We start from the raw sequence: 23249 nt of genomic DNA, 5'->3' as shown, positions 1-23249 counted from the left end.
ATATATTTAGCTTTTTTATTTATATAGTCTGGCGTTGGTATATGCAAGGAGAGCATTTATTTCGTGGCTATTCTAATCATGCAAATAATAATGAATATTATAATATAATATTAGCCAACATCAATAATTTTTCTGAAAAATATCAAATAATAATGCAGTGGAATAATATTCACTTTTTTATTATTACATTATTATCTATATTTATTTTATTTACCTTAATTAAAAAACAAAGCCCACAAATAATTACTATAATTATTTGTGGGCTATGTGTTTTTGCACCAATAATTCCTGTAATTAATATTTTAACATACAGATATTTATTACTTATTACATTATCATTATATATTTTTATTATTGCTGGATTATATTTTACATTTCTTTGGCAAAGAAAAATATTAATTATTTTACTAGGGATAACTATCTTAATGACTGGGTTTTATTCTTCCAAGCCCTTATATTTACAATGGTGGTCATATCATGAAAAAATAAAAGCTGAAGGGCAATTTATGCTTTTGAATAAAGACGAGCAAAGGTTCTTAGTAACCTCTGATACTCACTGCTTGGGAAGTTATAAAAAATTACGTGGGCTATACAATAATAATGGCAATACATTTTTTTCAAAAAATTATTGTTTTGCATCATTGGTATCAACAAATAAAGAACATAAGTTTGTAAAATATATAGATGGAAAGATTACATCTATATATCCTGATTTAAAAAACTGTATTTTTAATAAAAATATTCACATCAAAATAACTTATGAAAATTCTATATTATATTGGGATTTTGGACCTTGGCAAGAAGGTAAATATATTGTTGAACTAGACAACCAACAAATTGAAATTAATCAAAAAGGTAATATAGTTTTTGCAGTTTCCAGCAAGCCTATGAAATTAAGGGTAATTTATCAAGGTGAAAATGGGTTTTCAATTTCTGATATGTTAACCATTTATTTAGAAGAAGGTTTTAAACTTGATTGGATCAATAAAGGTAACTTCTCATTACCCACAGGTGAACACATAAAAAATAGCCTATAATTACACGATTACCCACATCTTTTGGGGGTGTTGATTCATTAAGATGTAGCATTAAGGCAAATTCTTGCTCCATATTGGTTAATGCGTTCCCAAAACTGCTTCCATCTTCCTTTTGATTGAACTAATGCTCGTAAAGATAAGATGATTTTAGCACCGGTATTTTTCCAACGCATTCCTGAGCAACAAAGACGTTGTTTAACCAGAGTTTTACAGGCGGCTTCAGTTACACCTGAACCGATAGGTAGGTTCTGGACAAGCTGTGCAGCATAATCCATCATGTGGCTGTGATTTTTGAAATAGGTGAGTGCTGCTGACAAATCTTCTTTTATTTTTTTTGTCAGACTCCTTTTTTTGGATAACTTTTCCATCTCAACTATAATTTTTTCGGCTGAATCCGATTCGTGCTTGAGCTGGGTGCAGTGTTCATGCAACCAAATTTTTCGCTTGGGCTTGTCAGTTTTTCCTGGATAAGCAGCATAAGCGACTTTGGCGAGATATTCCGTAACATGGAAAAAATCCAGTAACTGTCTGTCGGTATGTTTTTCTAGAAAAGGCCAGTTGTTTTTTGCACCATCGGCTATACCTAAATAAAGCGCGCTGGGATATTGCCTCTTTGTTTTAGCAATTTCATTTTCCAAACGTTGAAAGAAGGTTCCTTTGCCATATTCAGGTGCTTCACCAATGTATACTGTGTGCAGACGCTCCCCTGCAACTCCGTACAGAGATATATTGCCTACCATGGCTTCCCTGTAACCTTCTTCCCGCATCAGGATGTGTGCACCATCTAAACTCACAGCAATTGAACTGACCGCTTCATCCAGTTCAGGTATGTCATATTCCCAGACTTCTTCTTTGGCCTGAGCAATAGTTCCCACATATTCACTGACATCTTGCAAGTAGGAATGCGCTACTGTTCTGTGGTGGTTTTCCATCAAATCATTACGCACTGCTGGAGCATTCATATTGGAATATTTGTGTGATATTTGCTTTGCAAACTTAGGTGTTGCTCCCCGAATTATCCGTGCTTTCTCTTCCAAGGGACAGTAAATCTCACCACCTTTTGATGTTTGGTAAGTGTACCTTTTTAGCAAAACACTGCCGTAAGGTGTCTGGTAGGTTTGGCTATTTTTACCTTTGCTTGTCATTTTTGTATTGCCGACCATGATTGGACTACCATCCGCATCAAACTTTTGCAGGGCTTCCTCGGTAGCTAGGCAACCCATATCATTGCAAGCATCCAGGATGATATCTTCCATATCCATCAGACTGCCAGTGAGTTCCACTGTAACTTGCATGGTCAGCTTATTTCCTTTACGTGCTACAATTTTAGCCATGAATTTACTCCCTTGTAATTTTTACGTTGATGAAGGAAGTTTACCAAAAATACAACATCAATAAAAATCAGCACCCCAAGACTATCTCTATAAGATATTGACTATGCAGTAAATTTGATGCGATTACCCTAGTTGTTATACAGCGATACCTGATCATCTGCTGTGACTGTGATAATGTAAGAGTTTCCATGATTTTTTAGACTCCCTTCGTGCGACAAGCGAAGCTTGTCATTTCTAACAGAGTGAAAGTCTCTGTCTGGTGTAATCAAGTAATTGATTACAAGAAGGTCTAACCAACCACCAGTAGCGAGTGTTGCGCCTTTGGCGGAGCGTTGCAAGCGGTTAAGTCTGCTGCAAACGTGAACAAGAGAGGTGAAGCGTACACAGCGTACTACACAGGTCACAGGGGATATGCACATCCCTGAAGCTATAATTAGCATCGTTAGTCTTATTTAATGCAGATGGCGACATTTTGATGGGTAATGGAAGCCAATACAAAGGAATCGCTAAAGGTGAGATTCCAGAGGGTTTGCCGGTGTGTTTGGGCGTGACATGTATAGCAGAAATTTTCAGACACCCAAGTTTTGAATTCCTAAAAAAATTTAGAAACGTATACGAACACCCCACTAATATCAAGTTTTTTCCCTTACATTAATATTTCCCAAATAACCACAAAGCCAACAACAATGGGGGTTGGGGATAGCTCCCCAAAATAATCATCACTCTCACACCTGCGGGTATCAGATTCCCATAAAAAAAGCCCCTTATAAAGGGGCTTTTTTATTACATCAGCATAATGAGATTATGCAGCATGTGGGTCTACATCTTTATCCGCCAGACTTTTAGGCATAAAAGGTAAAACCCGTGTTGCCAGTATCGTGGCAATCAAGGCCACGGAAACTCCGGCAATGCCCAGCATGAATTCCCAGATGCTTGGTGTATAAGGATTCACCACGCCATCAAAGAAGGCTGAAGAAACCTCTTTACCTGGGAAAATTTCCAGAGGATAGGCTTGCCCGCCAATGATAATCACATAGAGTAATGAGAAACCACCGACTAAAACCAGCACAGATGCCGCTATAATCGGCATACGCATTTCACTCATTTTACGGCAATACAGTAAAAATACCGGTACTGCGGTACCCAGCAGCATATAACCAATCCAGAATAAGCCAGTGTAAATGCCACCATCACTTAGAATGAAAGATTCAAAACCGTGCTGCTCAGTGATATAGAGGTTGGTCAGATGATAAATTGCGACGAAGTAGAATACCGCGCCAACAAAAACTGCTAACAGGTTTTTTAGCTTCATCAACAAAGCATCGCCTAAAGGACGATTGGTCAATTGATAAGCCGCCATCAAATATAAAATGAAAGCTGCCAGACCAATGGAGAAGGATAAGACGATAAACAACGGTGCCAGGATTGCAGCATCATAAGCTTCACGCGCCACCAGAAAACCAAAAATAGAACCGGTACCAGTGGTGAGTATCAAACGCCAGATAAATGCAACAAAACCGGCATAAGGATAGTATTTCTGCATCCGCCGTTCCATCATAAACCACAGATACACACCTACAATGGCGATGAAACCATTATAAAGAATGATGTTCCAGGCAAAAATGGATTTAAAGTTATAGCTGGTCATTGCAATAATCAGACGATCCGGATGCCCTAAGTCCAGCACCAGTATCATCAGACCGCCAAGCAATAAAGTAATTGCCATTAAAGCGGATAAACGTCCCAGTGGTTTGTAAATGGCTTTGCGGAAAACCGTGCCAATGGAGGCGATATTTAATACACCGGAAGCGGCAACAATCAGGAAAATTGCAAAAATATGTGGCAAACCCCATACGACTTGGTTGCTCATGCCGGTCACATAATGGCCTTCATGCTCCATATGGTAAACCGCACCCAAACCCATCAGGATAATTGCACCAAGCACACCTAAAATCAGGTAAAAACCAATACCTTTGCCTTCGATTTCACTATAGGTCATTCTTCTCATGATCTACCCCTTAAAGCCCCTGATAGCGAACACCTGGATTTAATTCCAGATCTGCGCGCAGTTGTACGCTTGGCTCATCTTTCAAACGTTTGGATAAAGCGCTATCTGGGTCATTTAAGTCACCAAATAACATGGCTTCATGTTTACAAGCCTGCGCGCACGCTGTTGTTTCTTCACCTTGATCAATCCGGGTCACGCAGAAGGTACAGGCTTCTACTGTACCCTTACCACGCGGTGCTTCCGCTTTTTGATCTTCGAGCGTTTCGTGAATAAAAGAACGTGCTTTATAAGGACAGGCCATCATGCAATAACGACAACCGATACAAATATGTTTATCCACCAGCACAATGCCATTTTCACGTTTGAAAGAGGCACCTGTTGGGCACACGTCAACACAAGGGGGATTTTCACAATGCTGACACATCAGTGGCAAAGATGTGACATGCCCGGTTTGTCGATCTTTGACCGTAACCTTGCGTATCCATTGCGCATCCGTTGCCGGACGCTCATGACCGCTTAAGCCATAAGTTTCATTACAGGCCTGCACACAATCGCTGCAATCGTCAGCACATTTATTGGCATCAATCAATATGCCCCAACGTACTTTATCGCTTACCGCTTCGTCTGCGGTTTTAGCCTGTGACATCTGGTGTAGAAATAAACCGGGTGCCAAGGTTGTGCCAGCGGCAATCGCAACGCCTTTACTCAGAAATTCACGACGATTGACTTCATTTTCTGTTTTTGGGGAAGCAGTCTGCTCAGTCATTGCGCATCTCCTTCTGACTTTTTATCCTGACTGATTTTATCCAGTGGTAGCGGGTGAACAAAGTCAGCGTGACCTGCTATCGGTTTGACAAAATCATCAGTTGGCTTACTGTTATGGCATTGGAAACAGTCGATATTTACCGCTGCATAATTGTGACAGGCACTACAAAAATGCCGGGGATCTTTTTGAGCAACAGGCTGTTTGTTATCGTCATAAGTGACATGACAATTAATACATTGCTGTAAGCTGTGTTTGGTCGTGCGAATCCCTTTGCGCATCGTGTCATCACGTTGATGTCTAATCAATTCCATGTGATTACGACGCATGAATTCATTTGATTCAACACAAGCCTGCGTTTCACTTGCCCATGCAATTGCTTTTGGAGCCTTGGCTCCCGTATCGCCGTAGACATGAGTCCAACTGCTTAAAAGCAGCATACAGACCATGCTTAACAAACTAAGAGTTAAACGCTTTTGTTTCATGGCTAGATTTCTGTGACCCGATAACGCCGGACACAGCCTCATTTCAGTTTCAGATAGCTAAAGTAAAGGCGGGTTTGAAAACCCGCCTTTACCCCCATTGGCATCCTTGTTAGGGCTATTTACTCACCCATTGCCATGTCGATGTAACCGGTCGGGCAAACATCGGCACAAATGTGACAACCAATACAGCGTTGGTAGTCAGTAAAGACATAACGCCCGGTTGTACTTTCTTTCTTCGGTGTACGCATGACGGCATCCTGAGGGCAGTAAACAACACAGTTATCACACTCAAAACACATGCCGCAACTCATACAGCGATCCGCTTCATGTTGCGCCTGTTCAGTTTCCAGACCTTTCATGCGCTCTTTAAAGTGGCCTAACACTTCATCGGAACTGACCGGTACATCTTCACGGATGGTACGTGGGGTAAAAGGAAAATGCCCCAGGAACAGCGCCTTAGAAGGAATCACTTCATGCGCGGAGCGATCTTCGTAATTATGCACTGCAAAATTAGCAGAAGAAGTACCTCGGGTTTCGCCCTGGGTATACGCTTCCGGCTCTAAATGAGCTTCAGAAAGTTTATTCATCAGGTCAAAGTGATGCACGTCTACTTTAGGACGCTTGGCCTGTTCCTGTTCCTGGAAATAGACATCAATACTGTCTGCGGCAACAGAAGCCTGACCAATGGCAGTCGTCAACAAGTGAGGGCGGATAATATCGCCAGCCACAAAATGTCCTTTACGACCTTTAACCTGATAGTTGGCATCGGCTTCAATGAAGCTGCGACCATTATCCAGTTCTTCCAGACCTTCAAAATTACCAAACTGACCAATGGCAGAAACAATTAAATCGGCTTCAATGGTGTATTCCGAGCCTTCAATTGGCTCAGGACGATTATTGACCATGTTACATTTGCACATTTTCAGTGCTGTGGCGCGACCATCGTCACCGACAATCACTTCCAGTGGCATGACGCTACCTTGAATATCAATCCCTTCATTCAAGGCATCATTGACTTCATGCTCAGCAGCAGTCATGTTTTCAACCGGGAATAAGGAGGTCAGGGTAACGGTTGCGCCTTCACGTACTGCGCTGGAAGCTACATCATGTGCGGTATGACCCATGATGATGTTTTCCGGGCGATCATTTTCATGGATATCGGTAATGTGACCCAGACGACGGGCAACAGAAGCCACGTCAATGGAAGTATCACCCCCACCAATAACAATGACTTTACCGGAAACCAGTTGCAAACGTCCCTGGTTAAAGGCTTCCAGGAATGCCACACCACTGATACAGTTAGAAGTGTCTTCCCAGTTAGGTACGGGCAGGCCGCGACCAGATTTACAACCTAAGGCCCAGATAATAGCATCATAGTCATTTTCCAGACTGTCCATGCTGACATCTTTACCAACGCGGGTATTCAGACGGGTTTCAACCCCCATATCCAGAATACGTTTAATTTCACCGTCCAGCGCATCACGCGGCGTACGATAACCTGGAATACCATAACGCATCATGCCACCTAGCGTGTCATGATCATCAAAAATAGTACAGGCATGACCTTTACGACGCAGTTGGTAAGCCGCGGCTAAACCCGCAGGCCCACCACCGATAATCGCTACTTTTTTACCACTGTCTTCAGCAGCGGCGGCAAAGCTGTAGCCATTTGCCAGCGCGGTATCACCAATGAACTGCTCAACCGAGTTGATACCCACAAAGTCTTCGACCTGATTACGGTTACAACCATCCTGACAAGGTGCGGGACAAACGCGACCCATAATCGAAGGAAAAGGATTGGCATCGGTAGAACGACGGAAGGCATATTCCTGCCATTCCACACCTTCAGGTGGTTTTTCCATGCCGCGCACAATACCTAACCAGCCACGAATATCCTGACCTGACGGGCAGCTACCCTGGCAAGGTGGAGTACGATGTACATAGGTTGGGCACTTATGAGACCAGCCTGCTTGAAAAATGTATTCGTCCCAATCATAACTTCCATTATCGTCATCTTCAAAACGACGAAAAGTGAGATCCATATTTTCTTTACTTACTGACATCGGGTCGCCTCCTGTCATATTATTAAACTGTTGTGTGTATACACAGATCGCAAAATCCATTACGCAGCATGATTGCTGCCTCGGTGTCGCTTAGCCCTAATCCTCATCCTGCCCAGTTAGAATCAATGCGTTACTCACCAATTGGTGCACACTGACAATCTGATCCATTTTGAATCCATAATAAGGCAATACCTTGGTAAACTGACTCTTACAAATTGCGCAGATTGCCGCCAGATGTGTTACCTGATGATCTTCTACAACATTTTTCAGAGACTGCATACGCGGTAGAGCACCTTTTACGCGGATATCCATCAAGTCATCCGTCAGCAAACCACCACCACCACCGCAGCAGAAAGTTTGATCATGGATGGTTTCATCTTCCATATCGTAATAATGATTACAGGCTGCCTTAATGACTTCACGCGGAATCATAAACTGTCCGCCCGGCATGTCACCCATGCGGGTTGCGCGCGCAACATTACAGGAATCATGGAAAGTTAATACCATGTCATCATTACGGGACTTGTCAAATTTCAGCTTATCTTCTTGTAATAAGTTATAGGTAAACTCACAAATATGCTGAGGTACTGGATAGTTAGGATCCAGAAAATCGAAAGGGCCAGCCAGGGTATTTAAGAAACTGTAAGCCACACGCCAAGCATGCCCACATTCCCCAAACACGATACGTTTTACATTCAAATCAATAGCGGCTTTGCGAATACGCAAAGAAATTTCCCGCATATTCTCATAGCTACCGATAAACATGCCAAAGTTGGCACCTTCAGAAGCGTAAGAGCTTATTGTCCAACTTACCCCGGCTTCATGAAAGACTTTTGCGTAGCCCATTAAACCATCAACATGTGGCTCGGCAAAAAAGTCCGCAGAAGGCGTAATCAGAAGAATATCAACATCCTTTCTATCCAGCGGCAGTTCTACTTTAACGCCGGTTTCGTCTTCGATATCTTCTTCCAGGCCTTCCAAAGTATCCAGCAATGCAGGTTCTGGTAATCCCAGATTATTGCCGATTTTGAATACCTTGCCGATAATCTGGTTACAGTATTTCTGGCCTTTGCCCACCGTATCCATGATATTACGCGCTGCCATGGATATTTCAGCGGTATCAATGCCATAAGGACAAAAAACGGAACAACGGCGGCACTGGGAACATTGATGAAAATAGTTATACCAATCATCCAGGACTTCTTTGTCCATTTCCCGGGCGCCAATGAGTTTTTTACCCCATTCCCAGCCCATCTTGCCAAAGAATTTTCCTGGCAAGGTGTAATAACGACGATAGACCTGACGCAGCAGATCCTGACGCGCTACCGGCATATTTTTGGGATCGGAAGTACCCAATAAATAATGGCACTTATCCGTACAGGCACCACAGCGCACGCAAGAATCTAAAAAGACCCGCAGGCCACGATAACGATTCAGCAAGTCGCCAAGTTTATCAACGGCCTTTTCTTCCCAGTTATCAACCAATTCCCCTGGAAAACCCAAAGGTTCTTGAAATTCAGCGGCGGAAACATAAGGGCCAACGCCTTTCATCACCCCAGGTTGCAACACCGGCATCACCGAATATTCTTTTAATTCGGGTACCTCAATCTTAGCCTTAGCCATGAGTATCTCCTGATAATAAAGCGGTTATGAGTCGGAACTGCGTTCCGCTTTTTCCATTTCAGCTGCCCAGGGTGCCAAATGCCGTTTTTCACGTGGATTGTCGACCTGGTTACGCGAGGGGCTAAAGAATATGCCGGGCGCATGTAATAATTTACTGTAAGGAAATACTATCATCAACAGGAATACCGCAGCCAGATGAAGCAATAATGCCGGGTCAGTTGGAATAGGCTGCCAACTAAAAGTCATCATGCCACGAACAAAGGCTTTAAATTGCATAATATCGGTGTGGGCAACAAAGGTCATCATTGCACCACTGATGCCGATGATCAGTAATAAAGCCAGCATTAAATAATCAGAAGGATTACTGATATAACGAATTCTTTCTACAGTAATACGGCGAACAAGCAGACCCACCAAGCCCAGGATCATTGCAAATGCGGCATATTTACCAAAGGGCTGAATTAAGGCAACCCACCACCATACGGGATCGATAAAATAACGTAAATGACGTAATAAAACTAAAAGTAGTGCAAAGTGAAAAATCCAGCCAAACAACCATATCCATTTATTGGCACGAAACAGACTTTTAAACAGTACAACTTCACTGAAAAGACGTACCCCGACCCCTGTTCTCGTCAAAGGGGCAGGCATGGTTGGAATTTTTAACGGCGCAGGTGTCCGTATATATTGATAAATTTTAAAGCCAACGCCTGCAACAAAAATGATAACGGCAAGATAGAAAAATAGCGCGAAGAAACCAGTCAGAAACCACATGGCTCTGATGCCCTCCCTCTTGTAATTGAATAAGCGGAGGGAGATCCCCTCCGTTCACCAAGTGCTCGACAGCTTCTTTAAATGCAAGAATTACTGACAAGACACTTGAAACCGATAGCTACCTGAATTAGATACAGCCAGTTGGTTTTGGCAGACCGGCAAAACGGCAAGCCTGTTTACCTGGGCCATAAGGAAATAACTCATACAGATATTTGCTATTACCTTTATCTTTACCCATTTTTTTACCAATTGCTTTGGTCAAAACACGAACCGCAGGTGCAATTTGGTATTCGTCATAATACTCACGCAGGAAATTAATAATTTCCCAATGCGCATCGGTCAATTCCAGCTCGTCTTGACTTGCCAGAAAAGCACCAATTTCTTCGTTCCAATCAGCCAGGTTAGTCAGGTAACCTTCTTCATCAACTTCAACGTCTTTACCAGCAACATTGATTGTAGCCATGCTTACAGTCCTCTTAATGTTATTTATAAAAAAAATGTACCACGATCTTATCAGGAGGTCTTACAGCCAAGCCTGAACCGCTTTGTGGTCCGCAACCAAATCAACAAAACCATTATAATCAACAGTTTTGATACCATCGATCATATTATCCGCAGCCATGCCACGCGCATCTAAATCAGGCCCTAATACATAGAAATTAACCGTCTTCAGCGCATCAGAAATCATCGCGTCTGCCTGACTTCCTTTTTGGACTGCGTAAACACCATCTTCGATCAACAATACTGAGCTGCCAGCCTTTGCCAGACTCAAACAGGTTTCCAGCGAGTTTTTTTCAAATGGTGATTTATTTACAGTATGCAAAAGCATCGTTCTATTCCCCTTAAAAACTCAGTACGACATCCTGCGATTCCATGATGTCAGCCATTTCTGTTTTGCTGACCAATTGGATTGCAGGTTTTTCAGCCCAGTCATCATCTTCATCTTCATAGGTGACATCCATTAAATCATCTAATGTCAGACCTCTGGCTTCCAAAGATTCCTTTTCAACATACAGTTTGGTAATGTCATAATCACCTAATGCATTGTAGATAGGAGAGAAATTTTTCATGCCAATCGCATCTGTTTTCTGATCTTTTTTCAACTGAAAAACACCATCGTCAACAAATGCCAAACTGACATCCTGCTCAAAAGCAGCTGAAATCAAAACTACTTCTAAAGATTCCAGTGCGTAAATGGTACCGTAAGGTGCCTTACGATTCAGATACAGAAACTTTTTAATAACACCAGCTTCGCTCATTATTACGCGTATCCTTTAGGTCGAATGTTTGTCCCAAGAACTTATCCTATTTGAGGCTTGGCTTTAAGCACAAATCACCTCAAATAGAATAAATCATCCTTTTAATCCCCGAAGACCACGAGACGATCAGATTGAATACCTGCTTCAATCAACTGCCCCAGGCCTGAGATGCGAAAACCTTCAGCAATATTGTCTGCATCTTTGCTATTGCGTTTTGCTTCATTTTCATCCAGCAAACCACGCCGTTGCGCAGCCGCAATACAAACCACCAGATCCAGATTATATTCTTTTGCCAAAGCCTGCCACTGCGTCGTAATATTACGATCATCTTGTGGCGGAACAGCTAAGCGCGTTGCGTTATTAACGCCGTCATGATAGAAAAATACACGAAAAATCTCGTGACCTTTTTCTAAGGCGGCCTTAGTAAACTGATAAGCTGAATCAGGTGCCTGATGCTGATAAGGTCCTTCGTTGATGAGGATGCCAAACTTCATAAAACTATCCCTGTTATCTTTAGAAACGAATATGTGTAGAGGCGTTCAGACTACGACGTGCACCACGCCAGTTATCAATATGGAACTTGGTAAATGGCAGTTCAGTCAATTCAAAGAAGCGGGGCCAACCGATGCGCTCAACCCAATCATTCATACGTTCCCATTCACGGGCATCTTCTTTGTAGACTTTCAGGATATTCTTAATAACCGCAGCCGCTTCAGTCCAGCGTGGTGGGTTATTAGGGATACCGGCAGCAACCAGTTTCTGGAAGGTTGGTTTGCTACGTGCATTAGAGTGATTACCACCAATCCAGATAGCCAGTTTAGAATGCTCAGGATCATTAATCTGCATTGGAGGGCAAGGTGGGAAGCACGCGCCACAACAAATACATTTTTTCTCATCAACTTCCAGAGAAGGTTTACCATTAACCAGCGCAGGACGAATCGCAGCAACCGGGCAACGCGCAACAACGGAAGGACGCTCACACACATTAGCCACTAAATCATGATTGATTTTAGGGGGTTTGGTGTGCTGGATGTTAATCGCAATATCACCTTGACCACCGCAGTTAATCTGGCAGCAGGAAGTGGTGATATGAACACGGTTAGGCATGTCTTCACGAATAAATTCTTCGTGCAATTCATCCATTAAGGATTTAACCACACCAGAAGCATCAGTACCTGGAATATCACAGTGTAACCAGCCCTGAGTATGAGAAATCATACTTACAGAGTTGCCAGTACCGCCAACAGGAAAACCTTCTTCCTGAAGTTTGCTTACTAAGGCATCAACTTTAGAGCCATCTTTAACCATGAACTCCATGTTGCTGCGGATGGTAAAACGTACATAACCATCGGCAAAATCATCTGCGATACTGCATAATTTACGGACGGTATAGACATCCATCTGACGCTGGGTACCAGCGCGTACAGTCCAGATTTCATCGCCACTTTTCGCAACATGGTGCAGAACACCAGGGCGTGGACGGTCATGGTAACTCCATGCACCGAAATTTTTCTGCATTGTGGGGTGCATATACTGGAATGGATCAGGTGTACCACTCTCAATTGGCATATTTGGCATGCTTAGTCTCCCTGTTATGTTAAAAGGCATGGGATTAAATCCCATGCCTACATGTCATCTAATTAGCTGGCAGCGGCTGCTTTTTCTTCCGCTTTACGCGCGAACCATTTTTCCGCCTCTTCATCCCAGGTATCCATACGGATATAAGAACTTTGACGAGGTTCAGAAACCATGTTGGGTTCAACTTCCAGACCGATGCCTTCAAGGAAGTTCACCAGACCGATACGTTCGATCATTTCACCGGTACGCTCATGCTCCAGCGCATTTTCAGCAAAGAAATCAATGGTTTCTTCAGCAATTTCAAGCAGACGCTCATAATCTTCGTCAGTGTCCAGCTTCATGAAAGGTACTACAACCGTACCCATTAAATCACCGATTTTCAGTGTACGTTTACCGCCCATCAGGACGCTGATACCTTTATCATCACCAACAGACAAGGCTTTGGTCATAACATTAATACAGTGCATGCAGCGCACACAGTTACGGTTATCAACTGCCAGGGTGTCGTCGTCATTCAATTCCAATGCCTGAGTCGGGCAACGGGTGATGACGTTATCAATCACGTATTTACGACCTTTATCAGCGATGAATGCTTTAACTGCATCCTGATCCACTTTCATGTCGTCACGCCAGGTGCCAATGACAGCCATATCTGCGCGTTCAATAGCGTTCATGCAATCATTCGGGCAACCGGAAACCTTAAATTTCATTTTATAAGGCAGGGCCGGACGATGCATATCATCCAGGAAGTTATTCACTAACAAACGATGAATTTTCTGTTCATTGGCGCAAGATTGCTCACAACGTGCCGCACCTACGCAAGACATACCGGTACGTACAGCAGGACCTGCACCACCCATATCAAAACCCATGGCATTGAATTCATCAAATGCAGGTTGTACGGCGTCAGTTTTTGCACCCTGGAACATGATGTCGCCACTTTGACCGTGAAATGCAACAAGCCCTGAGCCATGCTTTTCCCAGACATCACACATACTACGAATCAAATCTGTGGTGTAATGCATGCCCGCTGAAGGCATAATACGAATGGTATGAAATTCTTTGGATTCGGGGAATTTGTCGGCTACTTCAGAGAAACGTGGGATAACACCGCCACCGTAACCCAGTACACCAACCGTGCCACCTTTCCAGTAGCCTTTTTTGGTTTGGTAAGAATGCTCTAACTGACCTAACAGATCAGTGACCATATCCTGATAATGTTTACCTTCATCATTAGCCAGACGTTTCAGTCCGGTGATAAAGCTTGGCCATGGACCACTTTCCAGTTGGTCCAGATTTGGCGTATCGTGCATTTTTTTAGCCATGGTACTTACTCCTTAAATAAGGGGACTCAATATAGAGTGGGGATTAATCATCAGCGGATGAATCAAGCCCTGAACACTTACCAATTAGCACAGAATTGTTACAAATGCTCAACAGGTAATTCGATATATTGTTACATCTTTGTCATAGATGCCAGCGAATACAAACAATCCCTTTTTGTGATTTTCATCAAATTCCAGATAGCCTGCACCTAAGGGTGAAAACTGATTAAAACCCTAAGCCCAGCAGTCAATATATCCGGTCAATGAGCAACTCAAACTCGATAAAGTATATCATAGTTACATTAAATTAACACCGCCTAATATAACCTGGTTTGATACAAGTCAATCAACGCTTAATAAACAACCACCCGCTAAAAGACGGGTGGGTTAGAGCGTTTGGTGGCTGAAAGCCGAGATACAGGGCGGACAAGCCCTGTTGTTTGGCCCCAACGGGGCGCATTAATATAGCCAGGGGCAACGCCCCACTGCCATTAACTTAAGACTTTTGGTTAAAAATTATTGCTTTATTCTCATTGGGTGAGCAAGTATATCCCTGAAAGGGATAAGCATACCAGCCTGGGGCAGCGCCCCAGGTAGGTTGTTTTGTTGAATTAGAGCTCTGGTATCATCACATTACACACCCAGGGCGTTGCCCTGGGCTGGTATGTTATACCCCTTTGGGGCTGGCTGAATATTTTCTTAAGTTAATGGTAGTGGGGCAACGCCCCTGAAATTGTATCCGTGCCATTCTCTACCCTGGGGCGTTGCCCCAGGCTATATTAAAATACCCCTTTGGGGTGTTAGTGCTAAAACCCATATTTTAAGTTTTACCGTTAAACATTAGAGATAAATCTGTTCACCTGAAAGGCGAAGGTTTTAACCTTGTGCATGGAAAATAAAGTTGCAAAGTGATAAAACCTGGAGTGGTGTACAGGCGCATAGCAAGCGATGTAACTGTTTTCACAACGCAGAAAATGGAAAAAAAGACCCGCCAGGTTGCTGAAGTTATAAAATTCTCGCTCCTTAGTCCAGATATTTACCTTATTTTTCAAATAAGGCAATAGACTCAACATGCGCCGTGTGCGGGAACATGTCCATAATGCCAGCCTGCGACAGCGAAAAACCCTTATCGCGCACCAATACCCCCGCATCACGCGCCAGTGTTGCGGGACTACAGGAGATATACAACAATTTGTTTACCCCGGAAAAATCCAGTTTCTGAATCACTTCCAAAGCCCCGCTGCGTGGTGGGTCTAACAAGACTTTCTGATAAGTTTCCTGCGCCCAGGTCGGCGTACTATCAGCATCCATCAAATCCGCGACATGATAGTGAATATTAGTTAATTGATTCTCTGCCGCATTTTCTCCGGCACGTTCTATCAACCCGGCATCTCCTTCAACGGCAATGACTTTCTCAGCTTTTTGCGCCAGCGGCAGGGTGAAATTGCCCAGCCCACAGAATAATTCCAATACCGTTTCATCCGCTTGCGGGTCTAACCAGGCTAAAGCACGGTTAATCATCTGGCGATTAATATCGGCATTCACCTGGGTAAAATCAGAAGCTAAAAATCGTAATTTCAGATTTTGCTCAGGCAAGGCGTAATATAAAGGCTGCGCCGCTTCAGGGTAAAGCGGGGCAATGGTGTGCAAGCCACCCGATTGCAAATAAATATGCAGCCCGGTTTCAGTAAAAAAGTCCTGAAATAATGTCTCATCTTCAGCACTCAGCGGCTCCAGATTACGGAACACCAAAGCAGTATGGGCATCACTGGCAGCCACTTCGATTTGGGCAATTTTTTTCGCCACCGATAACTGGCTGATAAGCTCGCGCAAAGCCATAATATGCTGGCCTACCGCGTCAATCAGAATAGGGCAGCTATTAATATCGGTAATAAAGCTATTGCGCTTTTCCCTAAACCCGACCAGTACCCCGCCTTTTTTATGCACATAGCGCACGCCCAGACGCGCTTTACGCCGATAAGCCCACACCGCCCCCGTCATTGGCGGAACGACAGTTTCAGGCTGAACTTCCCCAATATGGGTAAATTGCTCCAATAATACTTCATGTTTATAAGCCACCTGCGCCGCCGGTGCCATATGCTGCAAACTGCAACCACCACAAAGCGCAGCATGAGGGCATTTAGCTTCAACCCTGTCTGCTGAAGGGCTTAACACAGACAGCACCTTGGCTTCATCAAAACGCCCGTGGGTTTGGGTATATTGAAACTCAACCTGCTCCCCAGGCAAAGCACCATCAACAAACACGGTTTTACCATTAACATGACTAACACCACGCCCATCATGAGAAAGACTTTCGATTTCCGTGATAACGGGTTCAGCAGGGGGGGATTTTCTACGACGACGTGACATTTTAATTTTCCTAAAAAAAATCCTCCTAAAGGAGGATTTTTTGTAATTTAATCTGAGTTCGGGGCAAGCTCCATTCATCGCTAAAGGCGATGAATGAAGCTTGCGTCTCACGCTAAGCTATGACTTATAATGCCACATCTCCAGATTCATTTTCTTCCTCAGCAGAATTTGCCAGGGCTATCATGGCTTCAGCTTCCTGCTCAGACAGGCCAGGTGCTTTTTTCTCTGGCGGTTGGGCTGCGTGCTTGCGGCGTTCTTCATGATAAGCAAGGCCGGTACCTGCTGGAATTAAACGACCAACAATGACATTTTCTTTAAGTCCACGCAGATTGTCACATTTGCCACTGACTGAAGCTTCAGTCAGTACGCGCGTGGTTTCCTGGAAGGAAGCCGCAGAAATAAACGATTCTGTCGCTAATGAGGCTTTGGTAATACCCAGTAATTGCGCTTCATATCGGGCCATCTGTTTACCTTCTGCCATCACCCGCTCATTTTCTTCCAGCAAGCGGGAACGATCCACCTGATCACCCTGGAGCAAGGTGGTATCACCGGAGTCTTTAATAATCACTTTACGCAACATTTGGCGAACAATCACCTCAATGTGCTTATCATTGATTTTCACCCCTTGCAGACGGTAAACATCCTGCACTTCATTGACGATATAAGTTGCCAGCGCGGTAATACCTTTCAAACGCAGAATATCGTGTGGGTTAGGCGCGCCATCAACCACAACCTCGCCTTTTTCAACATGCTCACCTTCAAACACACTGATGTGACGCCATTTTGGAATCAAGGTTTCAAATTGTTCACTGTCTTTATCAGTAATCACCAAGCGTTGTTTGCCTTTGGTTTCCTTACCAAAACTGATAGTACCGCTGATTTCCGCAAGAATAGAGGCATCCTTGGGGATACGTGCTTCAAACAAGTCAGCCACACGCGGCAGACCCCCGGTAATATCACGGGTTTTACTGGATTCCTGCGGTAGACGGGCAATAATATCACCCGTTTCCACGCGCCCACCATCATCCACATTAATAATCGCGTGGGGTGGCAGGAAATACTGCGCAGGAATTTCAGTATCCGGCAACAGCAACTCACTGCCGTTTTCATCCATCAATTTAACCAAAGGCCTTAAATCTTTTGCGCCTTGTGGTCGTTGTTTCGGATCAATGATTTCAATACTGCTCAGACCCGTGATTTCATCCATGCGTTTGGTCACAGTGATATTTTCGATCACATCTTCAAACTTAACAAAACCGGACACTTCAGTTACCACCGGATGGGTATGCGGATCCCAGGTAGCAATGATTGCGCCCATATCCACGCTATCGCCATCAGCAATGGTTAAAACCGCACCGTAAGGTACTTTGTAACGTTCCCGCTCACGTCCACTGCCATCTAATAAACTGATTTCACCGGAACGCGAAACTGCAATAAATTTCACATCATTCTGATCTTCGCTATGCTGGCGAATCAGTTTGATATTATGCAATTTAACAGTACCGGCTGATTTAACCTGTACATTACTGATAGCAACGGCACGGGAAGCCGCCCCACCAATATGGAAAGTACGCATGGTCAACTGCGTGCCGGGTTCACCAATCGATTGCGCTGCAATAACGCCGACAGATTCACCTTTATTGACTAAATGTCCGCGTCCCAGGTCACGACCATAACATTGCGCACACACGCCATAACGAGATTCACAAGTAATCGCAGAGCGCACAATAACACGGTCAATACCCATGCGTTCCAACTCGTCCACCCATTTTTCATCAAGCAGGGTACCGGCAGGAACGGTTTCTCCGGTTTCTTCATTGCGTACATCTTCTGCCACCACGCGACCTAATACGCGATCCGCCAGGGCTTCGACCACATCACCGCCTTCAATCACGGCAGCCATTTCCAGACCTTTAGAGGTGCCGCAGTCAGGATTAATCACCACCATATCCTGAGCAACATCCACCAGACGCCGGGTCAGATAACCTGAGTTCGCCGTTTTCAGCGCGGTATCAGCCAGACCTTTACGCGCGCCGTGGGTGGAAATAAAGTATTGTAATACGTCCAAGCCTTCACGGAAGTTTGCAGTAATCGGCGTTTCAATAATGGAACCATCCGGTTTTGCCATCAAACCACGCATCCCTGCCAACTGACGCATTTGCGCTTTAGAGCCACGCGCGCCGGAGTCTGACATCATAAAGATGGAGTTAAACGAAGCCTGTTCGCGTTGCTTGCCTTCTTTATCAGTAACGGTTTCGCTACCCAGTTTGGTCATCATGGCATCGGTGACTTGATCATTGGTGCGTGACCAGATATCGATAACCTTGTTATAACGCTCGCCCTGCGTTACCAGACCTTCGGCGTATTGCTTTTCAATCTCTTTAACTTCTTCTTCGGCACTCGCCAGAATAGTGACTTTTTCTTCTGGAATAATCATGTCATTAATGCCGATGGAAACCCCGGCACGGGTTGCATAAGCAAAACCCATATACATGAGTTGATCGGCAAAAATAACAGTTTCTTTCAGCCCAACCTGACGATAACTGGCATTGATCAAACGTGAAATTTCACGCTTGCTCATATTGCGATCCACCAGGGAAAAACTCATGCCCTTAGGCAGAATTTCTGACAATATCGCACGTCCGGCAATGGTTTCCACGCGCTTAGGTACTGCAATGACCTTATCATTTTCATCGCGCTCATAATCCGTAATTCGTACCTGAATACGTGAGCCAAGTTCAATCATTTTATTGGCATAAGCACGGTGCAGCTCTTCAATAGTGGAAAAGGCCATACCTTCGCCACGTCCCCCGACTTTTTCACGGGACATGAAATACAGACCCAATACCACGTCTTGCGAAGGCACGATAATGGGTTCGCCATTGGCGGGAGATAATACGTTATTGGTGGACATCATCAAGGCGCGGGCTTCTAACTGCGCTTCAATGGACAAGGGCACATGCACCGCCATTTGGTCGCCGTCAAAGTCAGCGTTAAACGCGGTACAAACCAGTGGGTGCAATTGAATCGCCTTGCCTTCAATCAATACCGGTTCAAATGCCTGAATACCCAAACGGTGCAAGGTAGGTGCACGGTTGAGCATCACCGGATGCTCACGAATTACTTCTTCCAGCACGTCCCAAACTTCCGGGGCTTCACGCTCGACCAGTTTTTTCGCGGCTTTAATGGTCGTTGCCATGCCGTGCAATTCCAGCTTGCCAAAAATAAATGGCTTGAACAGTTCCAGCGCCATTTTTTTCGGCAGTCCGCATTGATGCAGGCGCAAGGTTGGCCCTACCACAATCACGGAACGCCCGGAATAATCCACGCGCTTACCCAGCAGGTTCTGGCGGAAACGCCCCTGCTTACCTTTGATCATATCGGCCAGGGATTTCAGTGGCAGTTTATTGGTACCGGTAATCGCACGCCCACGACGACCATTATCCAGCAGCGCATCCACGGCTTCCTGCAACATGCGTTTTTCATTACGCACAATAATATCAGGCGCTGACAAGTCCAGCAGGCGTTTTAAGCGGTTATTACGGTTAATCACGCGGCGATACAGATCATTGAGATCCGAGGTCGCAAAACGTCCACCATCCAGTGGCACCAATGGGCGCAAGTCGGGCGGCAAGATTGGCAGCACATCCAGAATCATCCACTCAGGACGATTAGTGGAGTTCATGAAGGCTTCCATGAGCTTCAGGCGTTTGCTGTATTTTTTAATTTTGGATTCAGACGTGGTTGCCGCCATTTCTTCGTGCAGCTTTTTAATTTCTTCTGCCAAATCCATGGATTTCAGCAAGGCCTGAATCGCTTCCGCGCCCATGCGTGCATCAAATTCATTACCGTGTTCTTCCAGCGCATCCAGATACGCTTCTTCAGTCAGCAACTGACAGCGATCCAAAGTGGATAAACCTGGGTCAATCACCACATAGGCTTCAAAATATAATACCCGCTCTAAATCACGCAGGGTAATATCCAGCATTAAACCCATGCGCGAAGGCAGGGATTTTAAGTACCAGATGTGCGCTACCGGGCTTGCCAGGTCAATATGCCCCATGCGCTCACGGCGTACTTTGGACTGGGTGACTTCCACGCCGCATTTTTCGCAGACCACGCCGCGGTGTTTTAGACGTTTATATTTACCGCACAGGCATTCATAGTCTTTAACCGGGCCAAAAATTTTGGCACAGAACAAACCATCACGTTCCGGTTTAAACGTCCGATAATTAATGGTTTCCGGTTTTTTTACTTCACCAAAAGACCAGGATTTAATTTTTTCCGGGGAGGAGAGAGAAATACAAATACGATCAAAATCTTCGATTTCCCCCTGATTGTGCAAAATATTTAATAAATCTTTCAACGCACTTCTCCTGTGTTTTTACATCTGTGGCAGTCATATTTCCGTTACCAGAAATATTTATCCCGATTTAAATAAGGGTTTCCTGAAAAATAATTAATTTTTACATCAATTATTTTGGCAATTTTCTGATAGAAACTGATAGTATTTATTAGCTTCTTGACATCTTGTTAGAATGTTGTCTAACTGTGCAAAAACAGTATTAGCATAGTCAGTATAAAGCTCTTTTTTCTTTTCCAAACAAGGCTTATTTTTTCTATTATTAAATCTTGAACTATATCCATGATTAACAAGACGATCTTCAAAGTCAGACAAGGCTTCGTAATCAAATGGCTGCTCCAAATCTTGAAAAATAACATCACCTGGGTCATGCGATGCCAATAACCAGGTTTCTATAGCGAAGCTCGGTAGTAATAAATATGCTTTATCTATTGTTTGCTGAGTTTCATTTAACCAATACAAAATAGCCTCATTACAAAAGTCCCTTCTTGTACCAAGATAATTTTCATCAAAATGAGTAGTAAAATCAGTAATTTTTTCCGCAATATCTGTATCCATCTGGATAATCAGACCATCACTGTCAAGCAATAGTGCTTTCCAATAATATGTATGACTATATGTCTGTGGCACGGTACTAGCTTGCTCTGTTATATCTGGCTTACAGTATAGCTCACACCATGCCTTTACTTTTGTCCAACCAAAAGGCGGGTATCTACCCGTTGTAGCATCTCTTTGCGGAGCTAACTCTCTAATATTTATTGCTGTATTAAATTGCGCCCCAATTTTGGCTGTTAAATTTTTCAGAAAAGCAATATCGGTAGGGCCTTCGCAAACCAGCAAAAATTCTAACTCTTTTTCCATTCTTAAAACCCAGGTGTCAAACCACCTATTGCACCTGAAAGCCAGATTTGTGATAGCTTCATTCCATAGTAAGTTTTTTGCCAGCCATTTCTATCCATACCTTCTGGTGGTGAAATTCTTTTTATTTGCGTATGCCCATCCTTGTTGCGGCTGACAACAAAAAGTCTATGTTCCTCATTAAATAAATCAACCGCATCTAACGTTGTCGGATTATGGGTTGTCAGCAAAACTTGTTTATTTTTATCTTTTTCTATAAAGTCAGAAATCTGTTCCATTAAGTTTCTAACCAAACCAGGGTTAAGCGTATTATCGACATTATCCAAAGCAAGAAAATCAGGAGACTCCTTATGAGATAATAGCACTAAAACAAACAAGATATATAAAGCCCCCTCACTGACATCATAAGCATAAAGCTCATTAAAATTTGTTTTCATAAACTTATCAGTGTAAGTGACAACATTTCTACCAAGACTAATATGTTCAGAAATAAGTTTACTGTCTGCTTCTTCTCTTGTACCAATAGAACGAAACCAGTCTAAAAGCTTAAAAAAACGAAATAGCTCTTTACTTTTAGATGCCTCATTAATCAACTCTCTCAGCGATTCAGCGAGACGACCACCGTACAGCCCCAGTGGTGACTTGCTACTGTTATCGGTTGCGACACCGCGTAATATAGGTGTTGAGGGCGCATAAATAGAAAACTTTTCCAAACTGGATAAATCAGGCAGCGAATTTTCAAATGCCTGATAAACTGGAATAATACTTTTTTCCCTATCAATATTGCTTTTTAATGATACTCCATTGATTGTTGCGCCATTATTTGAGCGCCCACATAAGCTGGTATTTTTCCTGGTTTTTTTTAATGACTCTGAATGGTATGAAAATCCATCTACCGCATTAATACTCATTCGATAGACAATGTTATCTGTAGTGGCATCAATACTAAATGTGCTTTTTCTGTCTTTATTTCTAAAAGCACTACGAAAAATTTCAGGCGATGACAATCTTGCGCCACGCCGGGAAAGTCGCTCATAATCAATCCCCCCTTCAATAGAGGCTGACAGCATGGCAATAGCTTCCAGTAAATTACTTTTTCCTGCGCCATTCGTACCAATAAAAATATTTAATCGCCCTAGTTCAATTTCTTGATCCAGAATTGACTTAAATCCTTTTATGGATATTTTTTTTAAATGAGCCATGATTTCACCCAAAATGAATCATAATTTGCAATCCCCTGTAGAGATAATATCCCTTCAAAGGTTGCATCCCTTTTTCTTTTTAGGAAGTGAATATTAAATTAGCCTGAGTCCGATATAAGATTTTTTTCCAGAAATGCTTAAATCCATCATGCACTATCAAAAACTTAGTGTGAGACGGAAGCGATTTTTTGCGTGATTAGCGCAAAA

Annotated in this window: 18 protein-coding genes; 1 reads left to right on the top strand and 17 read right to left on the bottom strand. The window is 43.6% G+C overall.

Going from position 1 to position 23249, the window contains the following annotated elements; translation table 11 throughout:
* Positions 1–1037: hypothetical protein (locus QUF61_RS13810; RefSeq protein WP_289682212.1), on the top strand; the 1037-nt coding region annotated here is incomplete at its 5' end.
* A gap of 38 nt (positions 1038–1075) precedes the next feature.
* Here the strand turns inward: QUF61_RS13810 and QUF61_RS13805 are convergent.
* The 17 genes from QUF61_RS13805 to QUF61_RS13725 form a co-directional block, all read right to left on the bottom strand.
* Positions 1076–2371: an ISKra4 family transposase gene (locus QUF61_RS13805; RefSeq protein WP_289682209.1), complete on the bottom strand. Its 1296-nt coding sequence runs from the start codon at positions 2369–2371 to the stop codon at positions 1076–1078.
* Between the two features lie 802 nt (positions 2372–3173).
* Positions 3174–4379 carry an NrfD/PsrC family molybdoenzyme membrane anchor subunit gene (gene nrfD / locus QUF61_RS13800; protein WP_103921925.1) on the bottom strand — a complete coding sequence of 402 codons (1206 nt, stop codon included), beginning with the start codon at positions 4377–4379 and terminating at the stop codon, positions 3174–3176.
* A gap of 10 nt (positions 4380–4389) precedes the next feature.
* Positions 4390–5145, bottom strand: a complete 756-nt coding sequence (dsrO, locus tag QUF61_RS13795) for a sulfate reduction electron transfer complex DsrMKJOP subunit DsrO (protein WP_103921924.1) — start codon at positions 5143–5145, stop codon at positions 4390–4392.
* On the bottom strand, positions 5142–5627 hold the full coding sequence (locus tag QUF61_RS13790; RefSeq protein ID WP_103921923.1) for a sulfur reduction protein DsrJ: 486 nt from the start codon (positions 5625–5627) through the stop codon (positions 5142–5144). The genes dsrO and QUF61_RS13790 overlap by 4 nt, the downstream gene beginning before the upstream one ends.
* A gap of 119 nt (positions 5628–5746) precedes the next feature.
* Entirely contained in the window at positions 5747–7690 is a 1944-nt protein-coding gene (locus tag QUF61_RS13785) for an NAD(P)-binding protein (protein WP_289682203.1), read from the bottom strand.
* A 96-nt stretch (positions 7691–7786) separates the two neighbouring features.
* Entirely contained in the window at positions 7787–9313 is a 1527-nt protein-coding gene (dsrK, locus tag QUF61_RS13780; RefSeq protein ID WP_289682202.1) for a sulfate reduction electron transfer complex DsrMKJOP subunit DsrK, read from the bottom strand.
* A gap of 24 nt (positions 9314–9337) precedes the next feature.
* Positions 9338–10087, bottom strand: a complete 750-nt coding sequence (locus tag QUF61_RS13775; protein ID WP_103921920.1) for a respiratory nitrate reductase subunit gamma — start codon at positions 10085–10087, stop codon at positions 9338–9340.
* Between the two features lie 127 nt (positions 10088–10214).
* Complete coding sequence (locus tag QUF61_RS13770; protein WP_103921919.1) at positions 10215–10550, bottom strand: TusE/DsrC/DsvC family sulfur relay protein; 336 nt, start codon at positions 10548–10550, stop codon at positions 10215–10217.
* Between the two features lie 60 nt (positions 10551–10610).
* Positions 10611–10916, bottom strand: a complete 306-nt coding sequence (gene tusB, locus QUF61_RS13765; protein WP_103921918.1) for a sulfurtransferase complex subunit TusB — start codon at positions 10914–10916, stop codon at positions 10611–10613.
* A gap of 13 nt (positions 10917–10929) precedes the next feature.
* A complete protein-coding gene (tusC, locus tag QUF61_RS13760; RefSeq protein ID WP_289682200.1) occupies positions 10930–11346 on the bottom strand; it encodes a sulfurtransferase complex subunit TusC in 417 nt (138 codons plus the stop codon).
* Positions 11347–11447: 101 nt separating this feature from the next.
* Positions 11448–11840 (bottom strand): sulfurtransferase complex subunit TusD, encoded by a 393-nt coding sequence (tusD, locus tag QUF61_RS13755; protein WP_103921916.1) that lies wholly within the window; start codon positions 11838–11840, stop codon positions 11448–11450.
* Positions 11841–11859: 19 nt separating this feature from the next.
* Positions 11860–12924, bottom strand: coding sequence for a dissimilatory-type sulfite reductase subunit beta (gene dsrB / locus QUF61_RS13750; RefSeq protein WP_103921915.1), 1065 nt, complete (start codon positions 12922–12924; stop codon positions 11860–11862).
* A 62-nt stretch (positions 12925–12986) separates the two neighbouring features.
* Complete coding sequence (gene dsrA / locus QUF61_RS13745) at positions 12987–14249, bottom strand: dissimilatory-type sulfite reductase subunit alpha (protein ID WP_103921914.1); 1263 nt, start codon at positions 14247–14249, stop codon at positions 12987–12989.
* A 1041-nt stretch (positions 14250–15290) separates the two neighbouring features.
* Positions 15291–16619 carry a 23S rRNA (uracil(1939)-C(5))-methyltransferase RlmD gene (rlmD, locus tag QUF61_RS13740; protein WP_103921913.1) on the bottom strand — a complete coding sequence of 443 codons (1329 nt, stop codon included), beginning with the start codon at positions 16617–16619 and terminating at the stop codon, positions 15291–15293.
* A 124-nt stretch (positions 16620–16743) separates the two neighbouring features.
* The gene (gene rpoC, locus QUF61_RS13735) at positions 16744–20985 is read right to left on the bottom strand and encodes a DNA-directed RNA polymerase subunit beta' (protein ID WP_289682197.1); all 4242 of its coding nucleotides are present in this window, start codon (positions 20983–20985) and stop codon (positions 16744–16746) included.
* Between the two features lie 105 nt (positions 20986–21090).
* The gene (locus tag QUF61_RS13730) at positions 21091–21843 is read right to left on the bottom strand and encodes a hypothetical protein (RefSeq protein ID WP_103921912.1); all 753 of its coding nucleotides are present in this window, start codon (positions 21841–21843) and stop codon (positions 21091–21093) included.
* Between the two features lie 2 nt (positions 21844–21845).
* Positions 21846–23042: an AAA family ATPase gene (locus QUF61_RS13725; protein WP_289682194.1), complete on the bottom strand. Its 1197-nt coding sequence runs from the start codon at positions 23040–23042 to the stop codon at positions 21846–21848.
* Positions 23043–23249: the final 207 nt, after the last annotated feature.

It is taken from the genome of Candidatus Venteria ishoeyi, assembly GCF_030378065.1.
GTDB classification, from domain to species: domain Bacteria; phylum Pseudomonadota; class Gammaproteobacteria; order Beggiatoales; family Beggiatoaceae; genus Venteria; species Venteria ishoeyi.
This window is presented reverse-complemented; position numbering and strand designations above follow the sequence as displayed.

Bases quoted from the DNA above. Each gene is read 5' to 3' on its own strand.
- QUF61_RS13805 (WP_289682209.1), bottom strand. From the start codon at position 2,371: ATGGCTAAAATTGTAGCACGTAAAGGAAATAAGCTGACCATGCAAGTT.
- QUF61_RS13785 (WP_289682203.1), bottom strand. From the start codon at position 7,690: ATGTCAGTAAGTAAAGAAAATATGGATCTCACTTTTCGTCGTTTTGAA.
- dsrA (WP_103921914.1), bottom strand. From the start codon at position 14,249: ATGGCTAAAAAAATGCACGATACGCCAAATCTGGACCAACTGGAAAGT.
- QUF61_RS13730 (WP_103921912.1), bottom strand. From the start codon at position 21,843: ATGGAAAAAGAGTTAGAATTTTTGCTGGTTTGCGAAGGCCCTACCGAT.
- dsrO (WP_103921924.1), bottom strand. From the start codon at position 5,145: ATGACTGAGCAGACTGCTTCCCCAAAAACAGAAAATGAAGTCAATCGT.
- tusC (WP_289682200.1), bottom strand. From the start codon at position 11,346: ATGAGCGAAGCTGGTGTTATTAAAAAGTTTCTGTATCTGAATCGTAAG.
- QUF61_RS13790 (WP_103921923.1), bottom strand. From the start codon at position 5,627: ATGAAACAAAAGCGTTTAACTCTTAGTTTGTTAAGCATGGTCTGTATG.
- dsrB (WP_103921915.1), bottom strand. From the start codon at position 12,924: ATGCCAAATATGCCAATTGAGAGTGGTACACCTGATCCATTCCAGTAT.
- dsrK (WP_289682202.1), bottom strand. From the start codon at position 9,313: ATGGCTAAGGCTAAGATTGAGGTACCCGAATTAAAAGAATATTCGGTG.
- rlmD (WP_103921913.1), bottom strand. From the start codon at position 16,619: ATGTCACGTCGTCGTAGAAAATCCCCCCCTGCTGAACCCGTTATCACG.
- nrfD (WP_103921925.1), bottom strand. From the start codon at position 4,379: ATGAGAAGAATGACCTATAGTGAAATCGAAGGCAAAGGTATTGGTTTT.
- tusD (WP_103921916.1), bottom strand. From the start codon at position 11,840: ATGAAGTTTGGCATCCTCATCAACGAAGGACCTTATCAGCATCAGGCA.
- tusB (WP_103921918.1), bottom strand. From the start codon at position 10,916: ATGCTTTTGCATACTGTAAATAAATCACCATTTGAAAAAAACTCGCTG.
- QUF61_RS13775 (WP_103921920.1), bottom strand. From the start codon at position 10,087: ATGTGGTTTCTGACTGGTTTCTTCGCGCTATTTTTCTATCTTGCCGTT.
- QUF61_RS13770 (WP_103921919.1), bottom strand. From the start codon at position 10,550: ATGGCTACAATCAATGTTGCTGGTAAAGACGTTGAAGTTGATGAAGAA.
- QUF61_RS13725 (WP_289682194.1), bottom strand. From the start codon at position 23,042: ATGGCTCATTTAAAAAAAATATCCATAAAAGGATTTAAGTCAATTCTG.